This window comes from Listeria costaricensis (assembly GCF_900183385.1).
Lineage (GTDB): Bacteria > Bacillota > Bacilli > Lactobacillales > Listeriaceae > Listeria > Listeria costaricensis.
This window is the reverse complement of the sequence record NZ_FXUT01000025.1, coordinates 1-19,355: the sequence shown is the minus strand read 5'-3', so window position 1 is coordinate 19,355 and position 19,355 is coordinate 1. Positions and strand designations below refer to the sequence as shown.

The following is a 19,355-nucleotide window of genomic DNA, read 5'->3' as shown; positions in this document are numbered from 1 at the left end:
TCGTTAAACTCCACCTTTATCCGGTAAATAGTTAAGCAAGTCCGCTTCGCTCAGCACAGTAATCCCTAATTCCTGCGCCTTTGCAAGTTTAGAACCTGCATCGCTGCCGGCAACAACAAGATCCGTCTTTTTACTGACACTGCCGGAAACATTTCCCCCAAGCTGTTCAATTAGAGCTTTTGCATCATTTCGTGTAAACTGCTCAAGTTTTCCAGTTAAAACAACCGTCTTATCTTTGAAAACCAGTGCCTCTTCATCTAAATCACTTGGCCGCGGACCTGTATATGTCATATTGACGCCCGCTTTTTTCAATTCATTCAAAAGTTCATGGACTTCTTCATTTTCAAAATAGGTGACCACACTGTCTGCCATAATCTCCCCAACATCCGGTGTTTCTGTCAGTTCTTCCTTAGCCGCCTCTTTCAACCGGTCAATCGTTTCAAACTTCATCGCAAGTGTTCGCGCCGCTTTGGCACCTACATGGCGAATTCCCAGTCCGAAAAGGAGACGCTCCAAAGAATTCTCTTTACTAACTTCAATCGAATGAAGCAGATTGGTCACAGACTTCTCACCCATTCGTTCTAATTTTAACAGTTCTTCCTTTGAAAGGAAATAGAGATCTGCCACATCCTGAATCAACTGTTGATCAAACAGTTGCATGACGACCTTCTCACCCAATCCGTCAATGTTCATTGCATTTCGGGAAACAAAGTGAATTAGCCCCTCCTTCAACTGAGCCGGACACTTCGGATTGATGCAGCGGAGCGCCACCTCTTCTTCCAAGCGCACCAATTCACTTCCACATGTTGGACAAATTTCTGGCATATGAAATTCTGTCTGCGTACCGTCGCGTTCTTCCGGAATACTGCGAATCACTTCCGGGATAATGTCCCCTGCTTTTTTAATGACCACCGTGTCGCCAATCCGAATATCTTTTTCGTGGATCAAATCCTCATTATGCAGAGAAGCGCGGCTGACGGTTGTTCCTGCAACAAAGGCGGGTTCCAAAACGGCCGTCGGTGTCACAACGCCAGTTCGGCCTACATTCAGCTCAATATCAAGCAGCTTTGTGGGCACCTCTTCGGCAGGGAACTTGTAAGCGATCGACCAGCGCGGTGTTTTCACCCGGTTTCCGAGTGTTTCCTGCTGACTTAGATCGTTCACTTTCAGCACAATGCCATCAATATCATAATCAAGGCTGGCTCGTTTTTCCGTCCATTCCTCAATATACGCAAAAACTTCTTCCATGGTTTGGCAAACACGGCGCTCTTTATTGACTTTAAGCCCGAGATCAGCCAGCATTTCCAGCCCTTCGCTGTGTTTTGCTACACCCATTTCGCCAAAATCCGCCACGGAGTACAGAAAAATATCTAGATTCCGTTTAGCCGCCACTTTTGTATCAAGCTGCCGAAGAGAACCAGCCGCTGCATTCCGCGGATTGGCAAAAAGCATTTGACCTTCTTCCTCACGAATTTCATTGAGCTCCTTAAAAGATTTTTTCGGCATGTAGGCCTCGCCGCGCACCTCAATTGAAAAAGGCTGGCGTAATTTCATCGGAACAGAGCGAATCGTTCGCAAATTGGCCGTGATATCTTCGCCAATTGTTCCATCACCACGTGTTGCCCCTTGCTTGTAGATTCCATTCTCATAAATCAGCGAAACCGCCAATCCATCAATTTTCAGCTCACACATATATTCACGCTCATCGCCGACCTTTTCGCGCACCTGGCGATCAAAATTCAGCAGATCCTCCTGGCTGAAAGCATTGCCGAGACTGAGCATTGGTGTTTGGTGAGCCACTTTGACAAAGCCTTCCAAAACCTCTCCGCCAACTCGCTGCGAAGGCGAATCAGAAGTGATCCAATCTGGATGGCGTTCTTCGATGGCCAATAGTTCCTGATTCAACTGGTCATAAACCACGTCTTCCACAGTCGGCTGATCCATCACATAATATTCGTGACTATACCGATTTAATAAGTCGATCACTTCTTGATAGCGTTTTTTCTCATCCATTCCAAGCACCTGCTTCCTTACGCTTTTTCAATCGGCGCGAATTCCGCCAACAATCTTTTTACACCGGTCGGGCTTGGAAACGCAATATCGAGTTCCATGCTGCTGCCTTCACCTTTCACACTGACAACCGTACCAACGCCCCATTTTTTGTGCGTCGCCTTGTCTCCAACATTCCAGCCAAGCGAAGCCGCGCCACTCGCTTCGTAGCTCGCCACTTGTTTCACAGCTCGTTTTGGTCGTGCAAATGGGACTTCTTTCAAGCGATTTTCATGACCTGTTTCGATTAAATCTTGCGGAATCTCTCCAATAAACCGAGACTCCTGATTGGTTGTCGAGCGACCGTAGAGCATCCGCGAATAGGCACTCGTCAAATAAAGTTCCTCTTCCGCCCGCGTGATTCCCACATAAGCCAGTCGGCGCTCCTCTTCCATTTCATCCTCTTCAAACAATGCGCGCGAATGTGGGAATATGCCTTCTTCAAGCCCCACCAGAAAGACTACAGGAAATTCAAGTCCCTTGGCCGAGTGAAGCGTCATCAGCGTCACCGCACCCTGATCTGCGTCGTCTTCATTATCCAGCTGATCCACATCTGCTACCAGCGCCAAGTCTGTCAAAAAGGCGATCAGCGTCTTGTCATCACTCTCTTTTTCAAAATTCTGCGTCACAGACAGAAACTCATCAATATTTTCCAGCCGTGTCTGTGCTTCAATCGTCCGTTCATTTTTCAACATTGTCCGATAACCCGTTTTTTCGAGCACCTCTTCCACAAGCTCCGTTACCGAAAGATAATCCTGCATTTGTGTAAAGCCCTTAACTAAGCTATGGAATTCCACCAGTTGCTTGCTGATTTTAGTCGAAAGCCCAGCCAGCTCTACTCGCTCAAGCACTTCAAAAAGTGTCAGGTCGTAAGCTGCAGCCGTTCTGGCCAATTTTTCAAGCGAACCGGCACCCACGCCACGCTTCGGCACATTGATAATCCGCGTCAAGCTAATATCGTCATCATTATTGGAAATCAGCCGCAAATAGGCCAAAATATCTTTGATTTCTTTTCGATCATAGAATTTCGTCCCGCCGACCATTGTATAGGCAATACTCGATTTCATGAAAAATTCTTCCATCACCCGCGACTGAGCATTCGTCCGGTAAAGAATCGCAAAATCTGTCAGCGGCCGATTGTTGTTCCGAATCTCCTCTTGAATCTTGCTGACCACATAGGAAGCCTCTTCTTTTTCCGTCAACGCTTTGTGGTAGAAAATTTTCTTCCCTTCATCATTGTTCGTCCAGAGTTTCTTCGGTTTACGGTTACTATTATTTTCGATGACATGGTTGGCCGCTTCTAAAATCCGCTTGGTCGAACGGTAATTTTCTTCCAAAAGGATCGTTTGAGCATTCGGATAGTCCTTCTCAAAAGAGAGAATATTGGAGATGTCCGCCCCACGCCAGCCGTAAATCGACTGATCTGAGTCCCCGACAACGCACAAATTCTTGTATTTGGCCGCCAAAAGCTGCACAAGCGTATACTGCGCCCGGTTGGTATCTTGATACTCATCGACATGGATATATTGAAACTTGTGCTGATAGTGCTCGAGAACATCTGGCACGCGTTCAAACAGCTGAATCGTCACCATGATCAGATCATCAAAATCCAGCGCCTGATTCTTTTTCAATTTTTTCTCATACTCGGCATATACCTCTGCCACCATCTTGTCATAGTAGCCGCTTGCCTCCTTGGCATATTCACGCGCATCCATCAATTCATTCTTCGCATTGCTGATGGAAGCAAGGATTCCGCGCGGTTCATATTTCTTGGCATCGATATTTTTATCTTTCAGAATCCCCTTGATCACCGAAAGCTGGTCACTGGAATCTAAAATCGTAAAATTGCGTTCATAACCGATCCGGTCGATATCCCGGCGCAAAATCCGCACACACATCGAGTGAAAGGTCGAAATCCAGATAGACTCGGCGATTCCACCCAGCAGATTGCCAATCCGTGATTTCATTTCTCGTGCGGCCTTATTGGTAAAGGTAATCGCCAAAATATTATAAGGATTCACATCACGTTCTTTGATTAAATAGGCGATCCGGTGTGTTAAAACCCGCGTCTTACCACTCCCTGCCCCTGCCATGATCAAAAGGGGACCTTCTGTTGTCTGAACTGCCTGCTTTTGCTCGGTATTTAAGCCTTTGATTAATTGATCTCGATTTACTTGCATTCTATTTTACACCACCATACAAACATTTGTTCTTATTTTATCATATTTCAACACGGAAGAAAACAACGAGCTTGTGTCGTTTCAATCGCACTTTCAAAATCTTCATAAAGACTGTTCCCAACGACGATTACATCGGCATGATGCCCCATTTCCACCGCCTGTTCAAGCGTTTGAATGCCACCACCATACCAGAGCTCCGTCGTGCCACCTAGCACCTCACGCACTGCCTGAACAACCGCCGGATTTCCGTACCTGCCGCTATATTCCAAATAAACAATCGGCAAGTGAAAAACATGTTCCGCAAGTCGCGCGTAAGCCTGAATGGCATCAATCGACAGGGCTGTGTCCGCCTTGGCCAGCCGTGCCGCCTTCGCTTCTTCATTTAAAATAATATACCCTTGCGTACTCGTTTTATTCCACGGGATGTATTTTCCATACTCCATCGCAACTTGATGATGCCTGCCAATCAGCCATTCTGTTTCCTGCGTATTCAGCACGCTTGGAATCAAAAAGCGATCTGCATATGGAAGAATTGCCGCCTCACTACTGACTTCCAAATAAACAGGAAGCTCAGATTCACTGAAAAGATCATAGGTAAAAGAGACATTTTCAGCTGTCAGTCCGTCCGTACCACCAACAATAAAGCCATCAGTCCCACTTGTTAAAAGCCGATGCACAGCTTTTTCGCTTAATTCTTTTGCCGGATCAATTTTAAAAAAATGCCGCAACATGATGTCCCCCTCATTCATTGTTTCAAGACTGCTATCCTATTATAGCATTAGTCGGAAGGAGCTTCATCTGTCTTTTATGAAGTTTTGACTTTTTTTAAACTTTTTAGAGATACAAACAAAAAATGGCTTCGTTTCAAAAAAAGCGAAACGAGGCCATTTTTAAAGATAAGCCTGAATGACCAGACTAGCGATACAGATAACAAGGCCGGATAAGCCGACTGCCGTTCCAATAAGCCGCTTTTGGTAAGCATTGATACTCGTCGTCACAGCAAAACTGATAATAAAAATCCAGTGCCATAAGAGGCTGAACGGAAGTGTCGTCCGGCTAATAAACATCTGAACAAGTGCAAATAGTACTGCCAGCGCTAAAATCGCCGTCACGATCACAGAATAAGTCGATTTTTTCTTCAGCGGGAAAACCTCCAGACAAGCAGTTAGTTTTCTTCTTTCATCCGATCAAATACCACTTGGTACATGTCATTGCCGTAATTCAGCGAGCGTTTGACACGTGAAATCGTGGCTGTACTGGCACCTGTTTCGACCTCAATCACACTGTAAGTTTTTCCTTCTGCCAGCATTTTAGCCACCTGAAAGCGCTGCGACATGGATTGAATCTCGTTCACCGTGCAGACATCATCAAAAAAAGCATAGCATTCCTCGAGAGTTTCCAGTGTTAAAATCCCTTCAAAAAAGGCATCTAACCCTTCCCCTCTTAACTTTTCTATTTGCATACGATAACCTCCGTTTAAACTATTCAATCTTCACTTTCATATTTTAACGTACCAACGTGTGAAATACAATCTTTTTTCCTCAAAAAAGCATAATCCCGCAATTTTCGCGAGATTATGCTTTTTATGACGATTCACTTATTCAGCTTTTAGTCCAATATCAATCCGGTAGAAAAAGGCCGGATTTTCAAGTTTCTTCATTTCCTGATAGATCTTCTGACGTGCTGCCACCATCGATTCTGCCTGCAAACCTATCAATAAAACACGTCCGCCATTTGAAACGAAATCCCCATCCGAATCAAGCTTTGTACCCGCATGGTAGATGTTGACATCCGAACTAATGTGTTCTAATCCAGTAAGTTTGGCACCTTTTTCATAATGATCTGGATAACCCGCACTGGCAAGTACAACACCGAGTTCAATGCCGCCTTGTTTAAAATGAACCTCTGGCTTTTGATCATGCAGGAGTGACCAAATAATTTCCACCAAGTCCGACTCGAGTCTTGGCAGTACGACCTGTGTTTCCGGATCGCCAAATCTTGCATTGAATTCGATCACTTTTGGCCCCGCTTCCGTATGAATCAGCCCCGCATAAAGAATTCCGCGAAAACTTCTGCCTTCACTTACAAGGCCGCTACTTGCTGGAATCAGAATTTTTTCAATGGCTTCATCCACGACTTCTTTTGCCAGATGTGGGACTGGAGAATAGGCACCCATGCCGCCAGTATTGGGACCTTTATCGCCATCATAGGCTCGCTTATGATCCTGCGCAACTTCCATCGGATAAACTTCCGTCCCATTCACAAAGGCCATCAGCGAAAATTCTTCTCCTGCTAAAAATTCTTCTATGACCACTTTCTCTGACGCCTCGCCGAACTTAGCTTCCAGCATCATTTCTTTTAATGCGAGTGTAGCTTCTTCCATGGTCATGGCCACCGTAACACCTTTTCCAGCTGCCAAACCATCTGCTTTAATCACAATCGGTGCTTTCTTCTCATCCAGATAAGCTTTTGCCGCCTCGTAATCCGTAAAGGTCTCCGAATCGGCCGTTGGAATTTGATATTTTTTCATAAATTGTTTAGCAAAATCCTTACTGCCTTCAATCAGTGCCGCCTGCTTCGTTGGGCCAAACGCTGGAATGCCTGCTGCCTCCAAATCGTCGACCAGCCCGTTTAAAAGTGGCACTTCCGGTCCAACAATCGCAAAATCTACCGCTTTTTCTGTGGCAAATTGGATGATCGCCTCATGATCAGTTTCCGGAATATCCTGAAGCGCAATCCCTTTTTGCACCATTCCATCATTACCCGGGACAACATAGACTTGTTCCGTTTTCGGGGATTCAAGTAATTTTCGACTGATCGCATGTTCACGACCGCCGCTTCCGACTACTAAGATTTTCATTTTTTCACTTCCTTAGTGTTTAAAATGACGTACATGCGTGACGACCATCGCAATGCCATATTGGTTAGCCATGGCAATGGAATCCTGATCCTTAATCGATCCGCCCGGCTGAATGATCGCTGTAATTCCCGCTTTACCAGCCGCTTCGACCGTATCGTCCATCGGGAAGAAAGCATCTGAGGCAAGCACGGCCCCTTTCGCTTTTTCGCCCGCTTGTTTCAAAGCAATTTCCGCTGCACCGATTCGGTTCATTTGACCAGCTCCAACACCTAATGTTTGCGAGGCAGTCCCCACAACAATCGCATTGGATTTCACATGCTTCACAATTTTCCACTGTGTGAGAAGCGCCTGAAGTTCTGCCTCTGTTGGTGCTTTTTCTGTCACAACTTCATAACTTTCCACATCTTCTGTCAGCGCGTCCTGATCCTGCAGCAAAAGCCCGCCGCCAATCGAAATTTTATCAAGACCCGGTGCAACCGTTTTAAACGCCAGTGTCAACAAGCGGATATTTTTCTTGCGGCTCAAAATTTCAAACGCTTCATCTGAAAAACTTGGCGCAATGATAATTTCCAAAAAGATTCGACTCATATGTGTTGCTGTTTCTGCATCCACTTCACGATTAAGCGCAATGATTCCGCCGAAAATAGACGTTTCATCTGCTTCATAAGCCTTCAAATAAGCCTCTTCAAGCGTCGCGCCACATCCCACGCCACATGGATTCATGTGTTTCACAGCCACAGCAACCGGTTCGCTGAATTCTGCGGCGATTTTAACAGCAGCATCCGCATCCCGGAGATTATTATAGCTGAGCGCTTTCCCATGAAGCTGTTTGGCAGAGCTGATAACTCCCTCCTGTCCAAGCGGCTCCTTATAGAAAGCGGCATCCTGATGCGGGTTTTCCCCGTAACGCAAACGGTCTTCCAAATTATAAGTCAAAGTCAGCTTCTCTGGGAATTTTTCACCCGTTACTTCCGTTAAATATTGCCCAATCAGCGCATCATATTGAGCCGTATGACGGAACACCTTAGCCGCCAGTCTTTGTCTAGTTTCAAAAGTCGTCGCGCCGTGTTCAGCCAACTCGCCAAGCACCCCATCATAATCCGCTGCATCTACTAAAACGGTCACTGCCGCATAGTTCTTAGCCGCAGAACGCAGCATGGAAGGACCGCCAATATCGATATTTTCAATCGCTTCGGCTAGTGTCACATCCGGCTTTTCAATCGTTGCTTGGAAAGGATACAGATTGACACAAACTAAGTCGATCGGTGTGATCGCATGCGTTTCAAGTGCTTCCATATGAGCGGGAATGCTTCGATTGGCAAGTAGCCCGCCGTGCACATTCGGATGAAGCGTTTTGACACGCCCGTCCAGCATTTCTGGAAAATTTGTCACCTCTTCAATCCCAATGACTGGAACGCCCGCTTCTTCAAGAGCCAGCTTCGTGCCGCCCGTTGAAATAATTTCAAAATCAAGCTCGACTAATCGCTTGCCGAATGCTACCACACCCGTTTTATCTGATACACTGATAAGTGCTCGTTTCATCATTCAACTTCCTTTCCACTTGCCATCAACTGTTTGACAACCGCTGGATAAAAACGGTGCTCCACTTGATGGATTTTTTCGGTCAACGTTTCAATGGTATCCTCTTGAGCTATCACCACTTTTTCCTGTGCAATGACAGGCCCCGTATCCATTCCGCTATCAACAAAATGCGCCGTCACACCCGTCTCTTCCACCCGCGCCTGATAAGCCTGCCCGATCGCATCTTTCCCCGGAAATGCAGGAAGGAGCGACGGATGCAAATTGACAATTCGGTTTTGAAAAGTGCCAAGGAGTGTCGGCCCAATCAGCCGCATATACCCGGCTAAAACGCATAAATCAACAGAATAACGTGCCAACTCATCCAAAATTTCCTGCTCAAAACTTGCTTTATCGACATAATCCTTCGCCGTAAAAACAAATACAGGAATACCTGCCTGTTCCGCACGCCGAATCACCGGAGCCGTTTTTTTATCACATACCAGCAACTTAATCGCCGGAAATATAGCCGGATCATCCACAAGTGCTTGAAAATTACTGCCAGTCCCTGAAGCAAACACGGCTAGATTAATCATGCCTCTTTTCCTCCTACAAAAACGACCGCATCTTCCACACGCCGCTTGATTTGACCAATTTTGTAGAACGTTTCCCCTATTTCAGCAAGCGCCTCTTCCACAAGTGCCACTTGATCTGGCGCAACAGAAAGGACCAAGCCGATCCCCATGTTGAAAATATTGTACATCTCTTTTTCGTCTAAATGCCCATGCTTTTGCATACTTTCAAATACCGGTAACACTGGCCAGCTGCCAAGCTCAATTTCAGCTGCCAAATCTTCCGCAAACATCCGCGGCAGGTTTTCAATAAAGCCGCCCCCCGTAATATGAGAGATGCCGTTGATCTGTGCTTTTTCAAGGACTGCCAGCACGGCTTTCACATAAATCCGCGTTGGTTCAAGCAGGACCTCTCCAAGCGGCCGATCAAATTCCGGTAATGTTTTCGACAGATCAAACTGCCCGTCTTTCAAATAAATTTTCCGTACGAGCGAAAAGCCATTGCTGTGAATGCCGCTAGAAGGAAGACCAATCAGAATATCGCCATCTTTCACACCATCCGCTTGAATCAGTTGACTTTTTTCTGCCGCACCAACTGTAAAACCAGCCAGATCATATTCCTCTTCACTGTACATGTCCGGCATTTCTGCTGTCTCGCCGCCAATTAGGGCACATTCAGCTTGCATACAGCCTTCTGCCACACCTTTCACAATCTGCTCCATTTTCACCGGATCCGTTTTTCCCGTTCCGATATAATCAAGGAAAAAGAGCGGTTTTGCGCCCTGTGCCAAAATATCATTGACACACATCGCCACACAGTCAATTCCAATCGTATCATGCTTATCCATCATCTGTGCAAGCATCAGTTTTGTTCCCACACCATCTGTTCCGGAAACAAGTACAGGCTCTTTTAGATTCAAAAGACTCAAATCGAACATTCCGCCGAAGGAACCAAGCGCCCCCATGACACCTTTTTGTTTTGTGCGTTCCACATGTTTACGAATTCGCTCTACGACTTCATAACCCGCCTCGACGTCGACACCAGCCTTACTATACGCATTTTCAGTCACAATGAATCCTCTCTTTCCTGGTCATTATTTATTTTGCACTTCTAAACTAGCCAAATACTCCGCTTCATAATCATACAGTTCTGTCGGATAATCGCCATTGAAATAGGCCATGCAAAGCCCCCCATATGGCTCTTCCGGATAAGGACGACCAACCGCGTCCACCAAACCGTCCACACTTAGATATTCCAGCGAATCCGCGCCAATAATCCCGCGAATCTCTTCTTTGGAATAATTGGCCGCAATCAGCTCATTGCGCGTTTGGATATCAATCCCATAAAAACAAGGAAATGCAAGCGGAGGAGAAGCAATCCGCACGTGGACTTCACTAGCACCGGCATCCCGTAACAGTTGAACGATCCGTTTGCTAGTCGTACCGCGCACAATCGAATCGTCAATCATGACCACCCGCTTACCTTGCACGACCCCGCTAACTGCCGATAGTTTCATTCGGACCCCCTGCTCCCGTAAAGCTTGGGACGGCTGGATAAAGGTTCGCGCTACATAGCGATTTTTAATCAGACCCAGCTCATATGGAATGCCGCTTTCTTCTGCATAGCCAATGGCCGCCGAAATACTCGAATCTGGTACACCCGTCACAATATCCGCTTCGACAAAAGCCTCACGCGCCAACTGTTTTCCGCTTCTTTTACGCGCTGAATGCACATTGATTCCGGCAATATTTGAATCTGGCCTTGCAAAATAAATATATTCCATACTGCAAATCGAATGCTTGATATCTTTTGTAAATGAATCGATATGAAGGCCATCATGATCAATCACAATTAATTCTCCCGGCTCAACATCACGAACAAACTCTGCTCCCACCGTTTCAAAAGCACACGTTTCAGAAGCAATCACATAGCTGTCGCCAATACGTCCAATCGCAAGCGGTCTAAAGCCATTCGGATCAAGCGCCGCAATCATCGCATTTTCAGTCAGCAGCATATAGGCAAACCCGCCTTTCACACGCCGAAGAGCAGCCTTTAAATCATCCAGAAAGTTGCCTTTTCGCGCCCGTTTGATCAAATGAGCGAGCACTTCCGTATCGGAGGACGTTTGAAAAATTGCCCCCTGTGCTTCCAAATCACGCCGCAACGATTTAGCATTGATCAAGTTCCCATTATGGGCCAGCGCAAAAGAAGATTCTTGAAAATGAAACAAAAACGGCTGAACATTGCTCAAACTTTTGCCACCAGCAGTCGCATAGCGAACATGTCCAATCGCACCGATCCCATCCAAATTTTCCAGTTCACCGTGCTTGAAAACATCCGCCAAAAGCCCCAAATTCCGGTGTCCTTTCAGCGTAACGCCATCTGTCGAAACAATCCCAGCACCCTCTTGCCCACGGTGCTGCAAACTATGCAAGCCGTAATAAGTAATTTCCGCCGCTTGGGGATGATTCCACACACCGAAAATACCGCATTCTTCATTCAAGCCTTTTATTTCAGCAAGCATGGTATAGCTCCTTCCCAAATTTCAGCTAATTGATCCACGTCGAGTGTAACAGCCGCATCCGTACCCTCCACAGCCAATACACCACTTGTCGTAACTTCCCCTAATCGTGTGAGCGGAGTTTCTGCCATCACCTGTTCAAACTGTGCAGCCTGTTCTTTTTTCACGGACACAATAAACCGTGACTGCGACTCACTAAATAGGTCAGAAAGTACAAATGGCACCTTGATTTCTGCGCCAAAACGCTCCTTAAACAGCGACTCACTTAGCGCAATCGCCAAACCGCCTTCCGCCAAATCATGCGCGCTCGCTACAAGACCTTTCCGAATGGCCGACAACAGCTCTTTTTGTACCGTCTGCTCTTTTTCCAGATCAAGCATCGGGGCTTTACCGGAAATATGCCCTTCTAACAGCTTCTGCAGCTCCGAGCCATTATATTCTGCTTTGGTTTCACCCAATAGATAAATTTGATCGCCCGCCTGTTTGAAATCCTGTGTCGTAATATCCGCCGTATTTTCAATCAAGCCGACCATTCCGATTACCGGTGTCGGATAGATGCCCGTTCCATCTGTTTCATTATATAAAGAAACATTTCCAGAAATAACCGGCGTATCTAATTTCCGGCACGCTTCTGCAATGCCATCAGCTGCTTTTTCGATTTCCCAGAAGATCTCTGGCTTTTCCGGATTGCCAAAATTCAACCCATCTGTAATCGCAAGCGGTTTGCCACCACTTGCCACAATATTCCGAGCTGCTTCTGCCACCGCAATCGCACCACCCATTTCAGGATCCAGATATAGATAACGTGAATTACAATCTGTCGTCATTGCAACAGCTTTATCCGTTCCGCGTACTCGAACAACTGCGGCATCCGATCCCGGCGCTACAGCCGTACTGGTACGTACTTGATAATCATATTGTTCATAAACATGTCGCTTACTAGCAATCGTAGGCTGAGCCAAAAGCGCTCGCCAAGTTTCTTCAATGGATAGATTTTCCGGCACAAAAGGTGCTTCTTCCTGAAAAGCCTTAAATCGAGCCGGTTCACTAGACGGTTTGTGATAAACAGGTGCTTCTTCTGCAAGCGCATCGACTGGAACCTGCGCCACAATTTCGCCATGATGTACAATCGTATAGTTCTTGTCATCCGTCACATGACCAATCGTCACAGCTTCTAAGCCATAACGTTCAAACAACGCTTTGATTTCCGCTTCATGCCCTTTTTTCACACAGAGAAGCATCCGTTCCTGCGACTCCGAAAGCAGCATCTCATAGGCCGACATATTGGTCTCCCGCTGCGGCACATCGTCCATCACTAGCTCCAAGCCAGAGCCCGCTTTAGAAGCCATTTCCGAACTCGAACTAACAAGCCCAGCAGCCCCCATGTCCTGAATACCGACGAGAATGTCCGCATGATCCTGAATGACTTCCAGGCAAGCTTCTAAAAGCAGTTTTTCCATAAACGGATCGCCAACCTGTACTGCGGACCGCTGCTGTTCGCCCTCTTCACTGAATTCAACAGAAGCAAACGTCGCGCCGTGAATCCCATCTCGGCCTGTTTTCGCACCGACATACATCACCGGATTGCCCACACCAACAGCCTGCCCCTTTTGAATGTCCTTCGCTTCGATCAATCCCACACACATCGCATTGACAAGCGGATTCTTTGCATAGCAGCTTTCAAATTGAATCTCCCCGCCGACTGTTGGAATCCCGATCGAGTTTCCATATCCGGCAATCCCAGCAACCACTTCACTCACCAGATATTTCGTTTTCGCATCTTCCAATTCACCAAAACGCAGAGAATTCAGCATGGCAATGGGACGAGCCCCCATGGAGAAAACGTCACGAATGATTCCGCCAACCCCAGTCGCCGCTCCTTGATACGGTTCAACAAAGGAAGGATGATTATGACTTTCCACTTTAAAAGCAACACCCAAACCGTCGCCAATATCCACAATACCGGCCCCTTCGCCTGGCCCTTGTAGCACTTGCGGACCCTCTGTCGGGAATTTTTTCAAAACCGGCTTCGAGTTTTTATAACTGCAATGCTCCGACCACATGACAGAAAACAAGCCCGTTTCCGTATAATTAGGCTGTCTACCAAGGATTTGACAAATCAAGTCATATTCTTCATCAATCAGCCCCATCTCCGCATAAATTTTTTGTTCACTGATTTCTTTTGCAGTAGGTTCATTATTTGGCAACTTGAGCAACCTCCTTCCAAGTCTTTAAAATCGACTGGAATAATTTTAATCCATCTTCTCCGCCAACCAGTGCTTCAACCGCACGTTCCGGATGGGGCATCATACCTAGAACATTGCCGCGCTCATTCACGATGCCAGCAATATCAGCCACACTGCCGTTCGGATTATCCTGATACGTAAAGACGATTTGTTCCTGCTCCTTCAAACGAGCAAGCGTCGTTTCGTCACAATAATAGTTTCCTTCTCCATGTGCAATCGGAATTTGAATTTCTTCCGCTTGGTCATATAGCCGTGTAAACATCGTTTTATTATTTTCAACCTTTAAAGGAGCCGTTTTGCAAACAAAATGCAGATTATTATTACGAATCAACGCACCCGGCAGCAAACCACTTTCTGTCAAAATTTGAAAGCCGTTGCAAATGCCAAGAACCGGCTTGCCTTCCTCTGCAAACCGCACAACTTCCGGCATGATTCGCGCAAACTTTGCAATCGCCCCAGTTCGTAAATAGTCTCCGTAAGAAAAGCCCCCCGGAAGAAGCACCGCATCAAAGCCTTCAAGCGATTCTTCGCTATGCCATACATAAGCCGCTTCCTCGCCAAGTGCATCCTGAATAGCATGAAGCATATCCAGATCACAATTCGATCCTGGAAATTGAATGACTGCAAATTTCATGATCAAGCCTCCTCGATTTCGTAACGATAGTCTTCCATAACCGGATTTGTCAGCAATTTATCGCAAAGCTCATTCAACACTTCATGAATATCCCGTTCCGATTTCGCCACCTGTAATTCCATATATTTTCCGATCCGCACATCCTGAATTTCACTATAGCCTAGACTTTGAGCCGCATCTTTTACAGCCACCCCCTGCGGATCTAATACACTTTTTTTGAGCGTTACATAAACTTTTACTTGGTACATGATTTATTTGACCTCCTCAAGTCGTCTTAAAACTTCTTCATAAACTGATACTAAATTGCCAATATTCCGACGAAAGACATCCTTATCCAGCTTATCGCCTGTTTCTTTATCCCACAAACGGCAAGTATCCGGCGAAACCTCATCCGCCAAAACAATGCCACCTGCTTGGTCGCGACCAAATTCAAGTTTAAAATCAACCAGTGTGATATTCATTTTCTCAAACAACTTTTTCAGCACTTGATTTACTGCCCGCGCCTGTTTCTTGAGCGTAGCAATTTCAGCCTCAGATGCAATTGCTAAAAAACGAACATGATCATCATTAATAAATGGATCATCTAGCGCATCATCTTTATAATAAAATTCTACAATTGGTTCATCAATGATTTCCCCTTCAGCGCGTCCCAAGCGTTTTGCCAGACTACCAGCAAGCACATTGCGCACCACCACTTCAAGTGGAATAATCGACACCTCTTTCACAAGCTGTTCACGCTCAGAAAGTTGTTTGATAAAATGACTGTCAATACCAGCCTCTTGCAAATAAGTAAAGATTTGACTTGTGATCTGGTTATTTAGTACACCTTTTCCAGTAAAAACTTCTTTTCGCGCCCCATTTAAAGCCGTTGCATCATCTTTATACACAACGCGAAGAATCCCAGCTTGTTCTGTTTTGAAAAGTTGTTTTGCTTTTCCTTCATAGATTAATTCATCTGCCACGATATCCAAAACTCCTTTACTCAAAATTTAATGGGAGCTGGCCTAAAAACCTGCTCCCAGCATCTTACAGACCTAGACGTTCAAAAATCATCTCTACATTTTTCAAATGATAATGGTAATCAAAACAATCATCCAGTTCTTCTTTTGAAAGAAGTTGTGTAATTTTCGGTTCACTTTCAACGAGTCTTCTAAACGGTGTCTGTGTTTCCCAAGCTTCCATCGCTTTTGGTTGCACCGTATCATACGCCTCTTCACGTGCCATCCCTTTATCAATAAGCGAAAGTAGCACACGTTGCGAATAAATCAACCCCAAAGTCCGCTCCATATTACGTTTCATATTTTCAGGATACACGGTCAAATTTTTCACGATATTGCCAAAGCGGTTCAAAATATAATCCAGCAAAATAGTCGCATCCGGTAAAATGATTCGTTCCGCAGAGCTATGCGAAATATCACGTTCATGCCAAAGTGGCACATTTTCATAAGCCGTCATCATGTGTCCACGAATCACCCGTGCAAGCCCCGTTACATTTTCCGAACCAATCGGATTACGTTTATGCGGCATTGCCGACGAGCCCTTCTGCCCTTTAGCGAAGAATTCTTCCACTTCTCGCACCTCACTCTTTTGAAGAGCGCGCACTTCCACAGCAAATTTTTCAACAGACGTGGCAATCAAGGCAAGTGTTGCCACATATTCCGCATGACGGTCACGCTGCAAAGTCTGCGTAGAAATCGGTGCAGGCGTAGTGCCCAGCTTCCCACATACGTACTCTTCCACAAATGGATCAATATTGGCATAGGTTCCTACAGCGCCCGAGATCTTGCCAAATTCGACACCTTTTGCCGCATGATCGAACCGCTCTAAATTACGTTTCATTTCTTCATGCCACAAAGCAAGTTTCAAACCAAATGTTGTCGGCTCCGCATGAACACCATGTGTGCGTCCCATCATAACAGTATGCTGATGCTCTTTTGCCTTCACAGCTAAAATGGCAATAAATTTTTCCAAATCTTCACGAAGCAGTGTATTCGCCTGCTTTAACAAATAAGAATTGGCCGTATCTACCACATCAGTAGAAGTCAGTCCGTAATGCACCCACTTTTTCTCATCTCCAAGCGATTCAGAAACGGCACGCGTAAAAGCGACAACATCATGTCGTGTCTCTTGCTCAATTTCCTTGATGCGGTCCACATTGAAGGTCGCATTTTCACGAATCTTTTCTACATCTGCTTTTGGAATCTCACCTAGTTCTGCCCAAGCCTCGCAAGCTAAAATTTCCACTTCAAGCCAAGCTTTAAAGCGATTTTCCTCCGTCCAAATTTGTCCCATTTCTTTTCGCGTATAACGTTCAATCATGCCTCTAACTGCCTCCATTTATGCCCAGATTTTTGTTTCTTCCAAATCAACCAGCAAATCTTCAATATTATTTGTCAAAATGGTCACGTGCCCCATTTTACGATCTTTCTTCACTTCACTTTTTCCATAAAAATGAACAAACCAGCGCGAGTAATCGCCCATCTGTTCAGTCACGCCTTCCACATGCTGCCCGAGTACATTGACCATCACAACCGGCTTCACAAGTTCAACCTTCTGCAGCGGCAACTGAACAATCGCTCGAATATGCTGAGTGAATTGTGAAATATTACAAGCTTCAATGGAATAATGCCCAGAGTTATGTGGCCGTGGTGCAAGTTCATTGACATAAACAGCGCCCGATTTCGTTACAAACATCTCAACAGCCAACACCCCTTGCAAATGTAAAAACTCAGCTAGTTTTTCAGCGATTGCTGTGGCTTCTTGTTCCACCTCTTGATTGATTCTCGCCGGTACGATTGACTGGTGCAAAATATTATTGCGATGAATATTTTCGCTTACCGGGAAAGTTTCAATTTGTCCATCATGGTTTCTTGCAACAATCACAGAAATTTCCTTTTCAAACGGAATCCAGGCTTCTAGCACACAAGAACCATATTTAAGAAGCTCTGCTGCCTTGTCAATATCTGCCGCACTTTCCAAAACAACCTGCCCTTTGCCATCGTAACCGCCACGAGCAGTTTTTAAAACGGACGGATAGCCAAGACTGCTAATCTTCGTTTCAATATCCTCCCGATCGACCACGACTGCATAAGGTGCTATGTTAATATTACAAGACTCTAAATAAGCCTTTTCTAAAATTCGATCCTGTGTAATCGAAAGCAATTCCGATCCTTGGGGCACTTCCACCTGTTTTTCAATTGACTGAAGCGCCTCATAATCCACATTTTCAAACTCATACGTGACAACATCTGAAATCCGCGCCAATTTTTGCAACGCTTCTCTGTCATCATATTCTGCGATAATTTGTTCATCTGCAACCTGCCCACAAGGTGAGTCAACAGTCGGATCAAGTACAACAACCCGATAGCCCATCGCTTTTGCCGCGAGCGCCATCATTCGCCCTAACTGTCCCCCTCCAATGATGCCAATTACACGATTAGGAAGTAAATACGATTTATTCAAGACGATCACTACTTTCTAGTACATTTTCTTCTAGTGTAGCACGTCTTTTCGTGAGTCTGCTACTAATAGCTTCATTAGAAATTGATAAGATCTGTGCGGCCAGCAGTCCAGCGTTCACAGCACCACTATCTCCAATCGCCACAGTGGCAACTGGAACCCCACCTGGCATCTGCACGATCGACAGCAAGGAGTCTAAGCCATTTAATGCTCTTGATTTTATCGGTACACCAATAACCGGTAACGTTGTCTTTGCAGCAACCATTCCCGGCAAATGAGCAGCACCGCCAGCCCCTGCGATAATCACTTTGATTCCACGCATTCGAGCGGATGCAGCATATTCAAACATATAATCTGGTGTACGATGAGCAGAAACCACTTTTTTCTCATAAGAAATCTCTAACTCATCTAGTACTTCACAAGCCTTTTTCATTGTTTCCCAATCTGAAGTACTCCCCATAATGACACCAATTTCCGCAGACATTCGCGGTTCAACTCCTTCATGATTCGTTTTCTCGTTTCAACACCTTCATTCTAACAATACTTGTCATGATTGTCAATCAAAAATCGAACATTTTTTATATACCAAATCCGAACGTTCGTGTTTTGAGCGAATATAAAAACACCTCTCTTTTTAGAAAGGTGCTTTTTTGCTTATTTTCGTACTTGTTTCACCCAAAAGCCACCATAAATTTGTTTGGGTTCTGATGAAACAATAAAGGCTTTTTCATCAATGGCTGTGATTTCTTTATAGAGCTTACGTTCATTCTTTCGTGGCGTCAATATTTCAAGCATCATCCGCTCTCCATCCCGCCCATTTGCTAACCAACTCGTCACACCATATCCAGCATCACGAATTTGGTTAGGCAGATCTAAATTGTATTCTTTCGTAATGACATTCACTGTAATATATCCGAGCGCTAAACGTTCTTCTATTTTCATGCCGATAAACAAACCCACACCAAATCCTACTGCATAGGCAATAACGTTGGCGATATTGTTTAGATTATCGAGAACTAAACTTAGAGCTACTACATAGATAATCATTTCAAATATACTGACAAAGGCTGCTAAATAGCGATATCCTTTCATTGTCAAAAGCAAACGTATTGTTGAAATTGCTACATAAAGAATGTTTACAACAAAGATTATTAATACAATTGTCAAACCACCTTGCATGTTTACATACCTCATTTCTTTTGTAGAACAGGTTTATATTTTCATCATATTTATAGTATTCCATTCAGGCATTCTAATCAAACCTTTTTTCTATACAAAAAAAGCATCTGTCTAAAAGACAGATGCTTTAAATTGC

Annotated in this window: 18 protein-coding genes; all 18 read right to left on the bottom strand. The window is 45.2% G+C overall.

Going from position 1 to position 19,355, the window contains the following annotated elements; translation table 11 throughout:
- Positions 1-3 precede the first annotated feature (3 nt).
- Positions 4-2,013: an NAD-dependent DNA ligase LigA gene (ligA, locus tag CS921_RS13985; RefSeq protein WP_099224955.1), complete on the bottom strand. Its 2,010-nt coding sequence runs from the start codon at positions 2,011-2,013 to the stop codon at positions 4-6.
- A 17-nt stretch (positions 2,014-2,030) separates the two neighbouring features.
- A complete protein-coding gene (pcrA, locus tag CS921_RS13980; RefSeq protein ID WP_099224953.1) occupies positions 2,031-4,229 on the bottom strand; it encodes a DNA helicase PcrA in 2,199 nt (732 codons plus the stop codon).
- A 47-nt stretch (positions 4,230-4,276) separates the two neighbouring features.
- Positions 4,277-4,957 (bottom strand): geranylgeranylglyceryl/heptaprenylglyceryl phosphate synthase, encoded by a 681-nt coding sequence (locus CS921_RS13975; RefSeq protein ID WP_205527795.1) that lies wholly within the window; start codon positions 4,955-4,957, stop codon positions 4,277-4,279.
- A gap of 162 nt (positions 4,958-5,119) precedes the next feature.
- The gene (locus tag CS921_RS13970) at positions 5,120-5,347 is read right to left on the bottom strand and encodes a hypothetical protein (RefSeq protein ID WP_240422378.1); all 228 of its coding nucleotides are present in this window, start codon (positions 5,345-5,347) and stop codon (positions 5,120-5,122) included.
- 47 nt (positions 5,348-5,394) lie between these two features.
- Positions 5,395-5,691, bottom strand: coding sequence for a YerC/YecD family TrpR-related protein (locus CS921_RS13965; protein ID WP_099224946.1), 297 nt, complete (start codon positions 5,689-5,691; stop codon positions 5,395-5,397).
- A gap of 135 nt (positions 5,692-5,826) precedes the next feature.
- Positions 5,827-7,089, bottom strand: coding sequence for a phosphoribosylamine--glycine ligase (gene purD / locus CS921_RS13960; RefSeq protein WP_099224944.1), 1,263 nt, complete (start codon positions 7,087-7,089; stop codon positions 5,827-5,829).
- A gap of 12 nt (positions 7,090-7,101) precedes the next feature.
- Entirely contained in the window at positions 7,102-8,631 is a 1,530-nt protein-coding gene (gene purH / locus CS921_RS13955) for a bifunctional phosphoribosylaminoimidazolecarboxamide formyltransferase/IMP cyclohydrolase (protein ID WP_099224942.1), read from the bottom strand.
- Positions 8,631-9,200, bottom strand: a complete 570-nt coding sequence (gene purN, locus CS921_RS13950) for a phosphoribosylglycinamide formyltransferase (protein WP_099225058.1) — start codon at positions 9,198-9,200, stop codon at positions 8,631-8,633. The genes purH and purN overlap by 1 nt, the downstream gene beginning before the upstream one ends.
- Positions 9,200-10,249, bottom strand: coding sequence for a phosphoribosylformylglycinamidine cyclo-ligase (purM, locus tag CS921_RS13945; protein ID WP_099224940.1), 1,050 nt, complete (start codon positions 10,247-10,249; stop codon positions 9,200-9,202). The genes purN and purM overlap by 1 nt, the downstream gene beginning before the upstream one ends.
- Positions 10,250-10,273: 24 nt before the next feature.
- A complete protein-coding gene (purF, locus tag CS921_RS13940) occupies positions 10,274-11,704 on the bottom strand; it encodes an amidophosphoribosyltransferase (RefSeq protein WP_099224938.1) in 1,431 nt (476 codons plus the stop codon).
- The gene (purL, locus tag CS921_RS13935) at positions 11,689-13,908 is read right to left on the bottom strand and encodes a phosphoribosylformylglycinamidine synthase subunit PurL (protein ID WP_099224936.1); all 2,220 of its coding nucleotides are present in this window, start codon (positions 13,906-13,908) and stop codon (positions 11,689-11,691) included. The genes purF and purL overlap by 16 nt, the downstream gene beginning before the upstream one ends.
- Positions 13,898-14,581: a phosphoribosylformylglycinamidine synthase subunit PurQ gene (gene purQ, locus CS921_RS13930; protein ID WP_099224934.1), complete on the bottom strand. Its 684-nt coding sequence runs from the start codon at positions 14,579-14,581 to the stop codon at positions 13,898-13,900. The genes purL and purQ overlap by 11 nt, the downstream gene beginning before the upstream one ends.
- 2 nt (positions 14,582-14,583) lie before the next feature.
- Entirely contained in the window at positions 14,584-14,829 is a 246-nt protein-coding gene (purS, locus tag CS921_RS13925; RefSeq protein WP_099224932.1) for a phosphoribosylformylglycinamidine synthase subunit PurS, read from the bottom strand.
- A 3-nt stretch (positions 14,830-14,832) separates the two neighbouring features.
- Positions 14,833-15,543 carry a phosphoribosylaminoimidazolesuccinocarboxamide synthase gene (gene purC, locus CS921_RS13920; protein WP_240422377.1) on the bottom strand — a complete coding sequence of 237 codons (711 nt, stop codon included), beginning with the start codon at positions 15,541-15,543 and terminating at the stop codon, positions 14,833-14,835.
- A 64-nt stretch (positions 15,544-15,607) separates the two neighbouring features.
- The gene (purB, locus tag CS921_RS13915) at positions 15,608-16,900 is read right to left on the bottom strand and encodes an adenylosuccinate lyase (RefSeq protein ID WP_099224930.1); all 1,293 of its coding nucleotides are present in this window, start codon (positions 16,898-16,900) and stop codon (positions 15,608-15,610) included.
- Positions 16,901-16,918: 18 nt separating this feature from the next.
- On the bottom strand, positions 16,919-18,043 hold the full coding sequence (gene purK, locus CS921_RS13910; protein ID WP_099224928.1) for a 5-(carboxyamino)imidazole ribonucleotide synthase: 1,125 nt from the start codon (positions 18,041-18,043) through the stop codon (positions 16,919-16,921).
- Positions 18,036-18,524, bottom strand: coding sequence for a 5-(carboxyamino)imidazole ribonucleotide mutase (gene purE, locus CS921_RS13905; RefSeq protein ID WP_099224926.1), 489 nt, complete (start codon positions 18,522-18,524; stop codon positions 18,036-18,038). Before purE ends, purK begins: the two co-directional genes overlap by 8 nt.
- 170 nt (positions 18,525-18,694) lie before the next feature.
- Positions 18,695-19,219 carry a DUF2179 domain-containing protein gene (locus tag CS921_RS13900; RefSeq protein WP_099224924.1) on the bottom strand — a complete coding sequence of 175 codons (525 nt, stop codon included), beginning with the start codon at positions 19,217-19,219 and terminating at the stop codon, positions 18,695-18,697.
- Between the last annotated feature and the right edge of the window lie 136 nt (positions 19,220-19,355).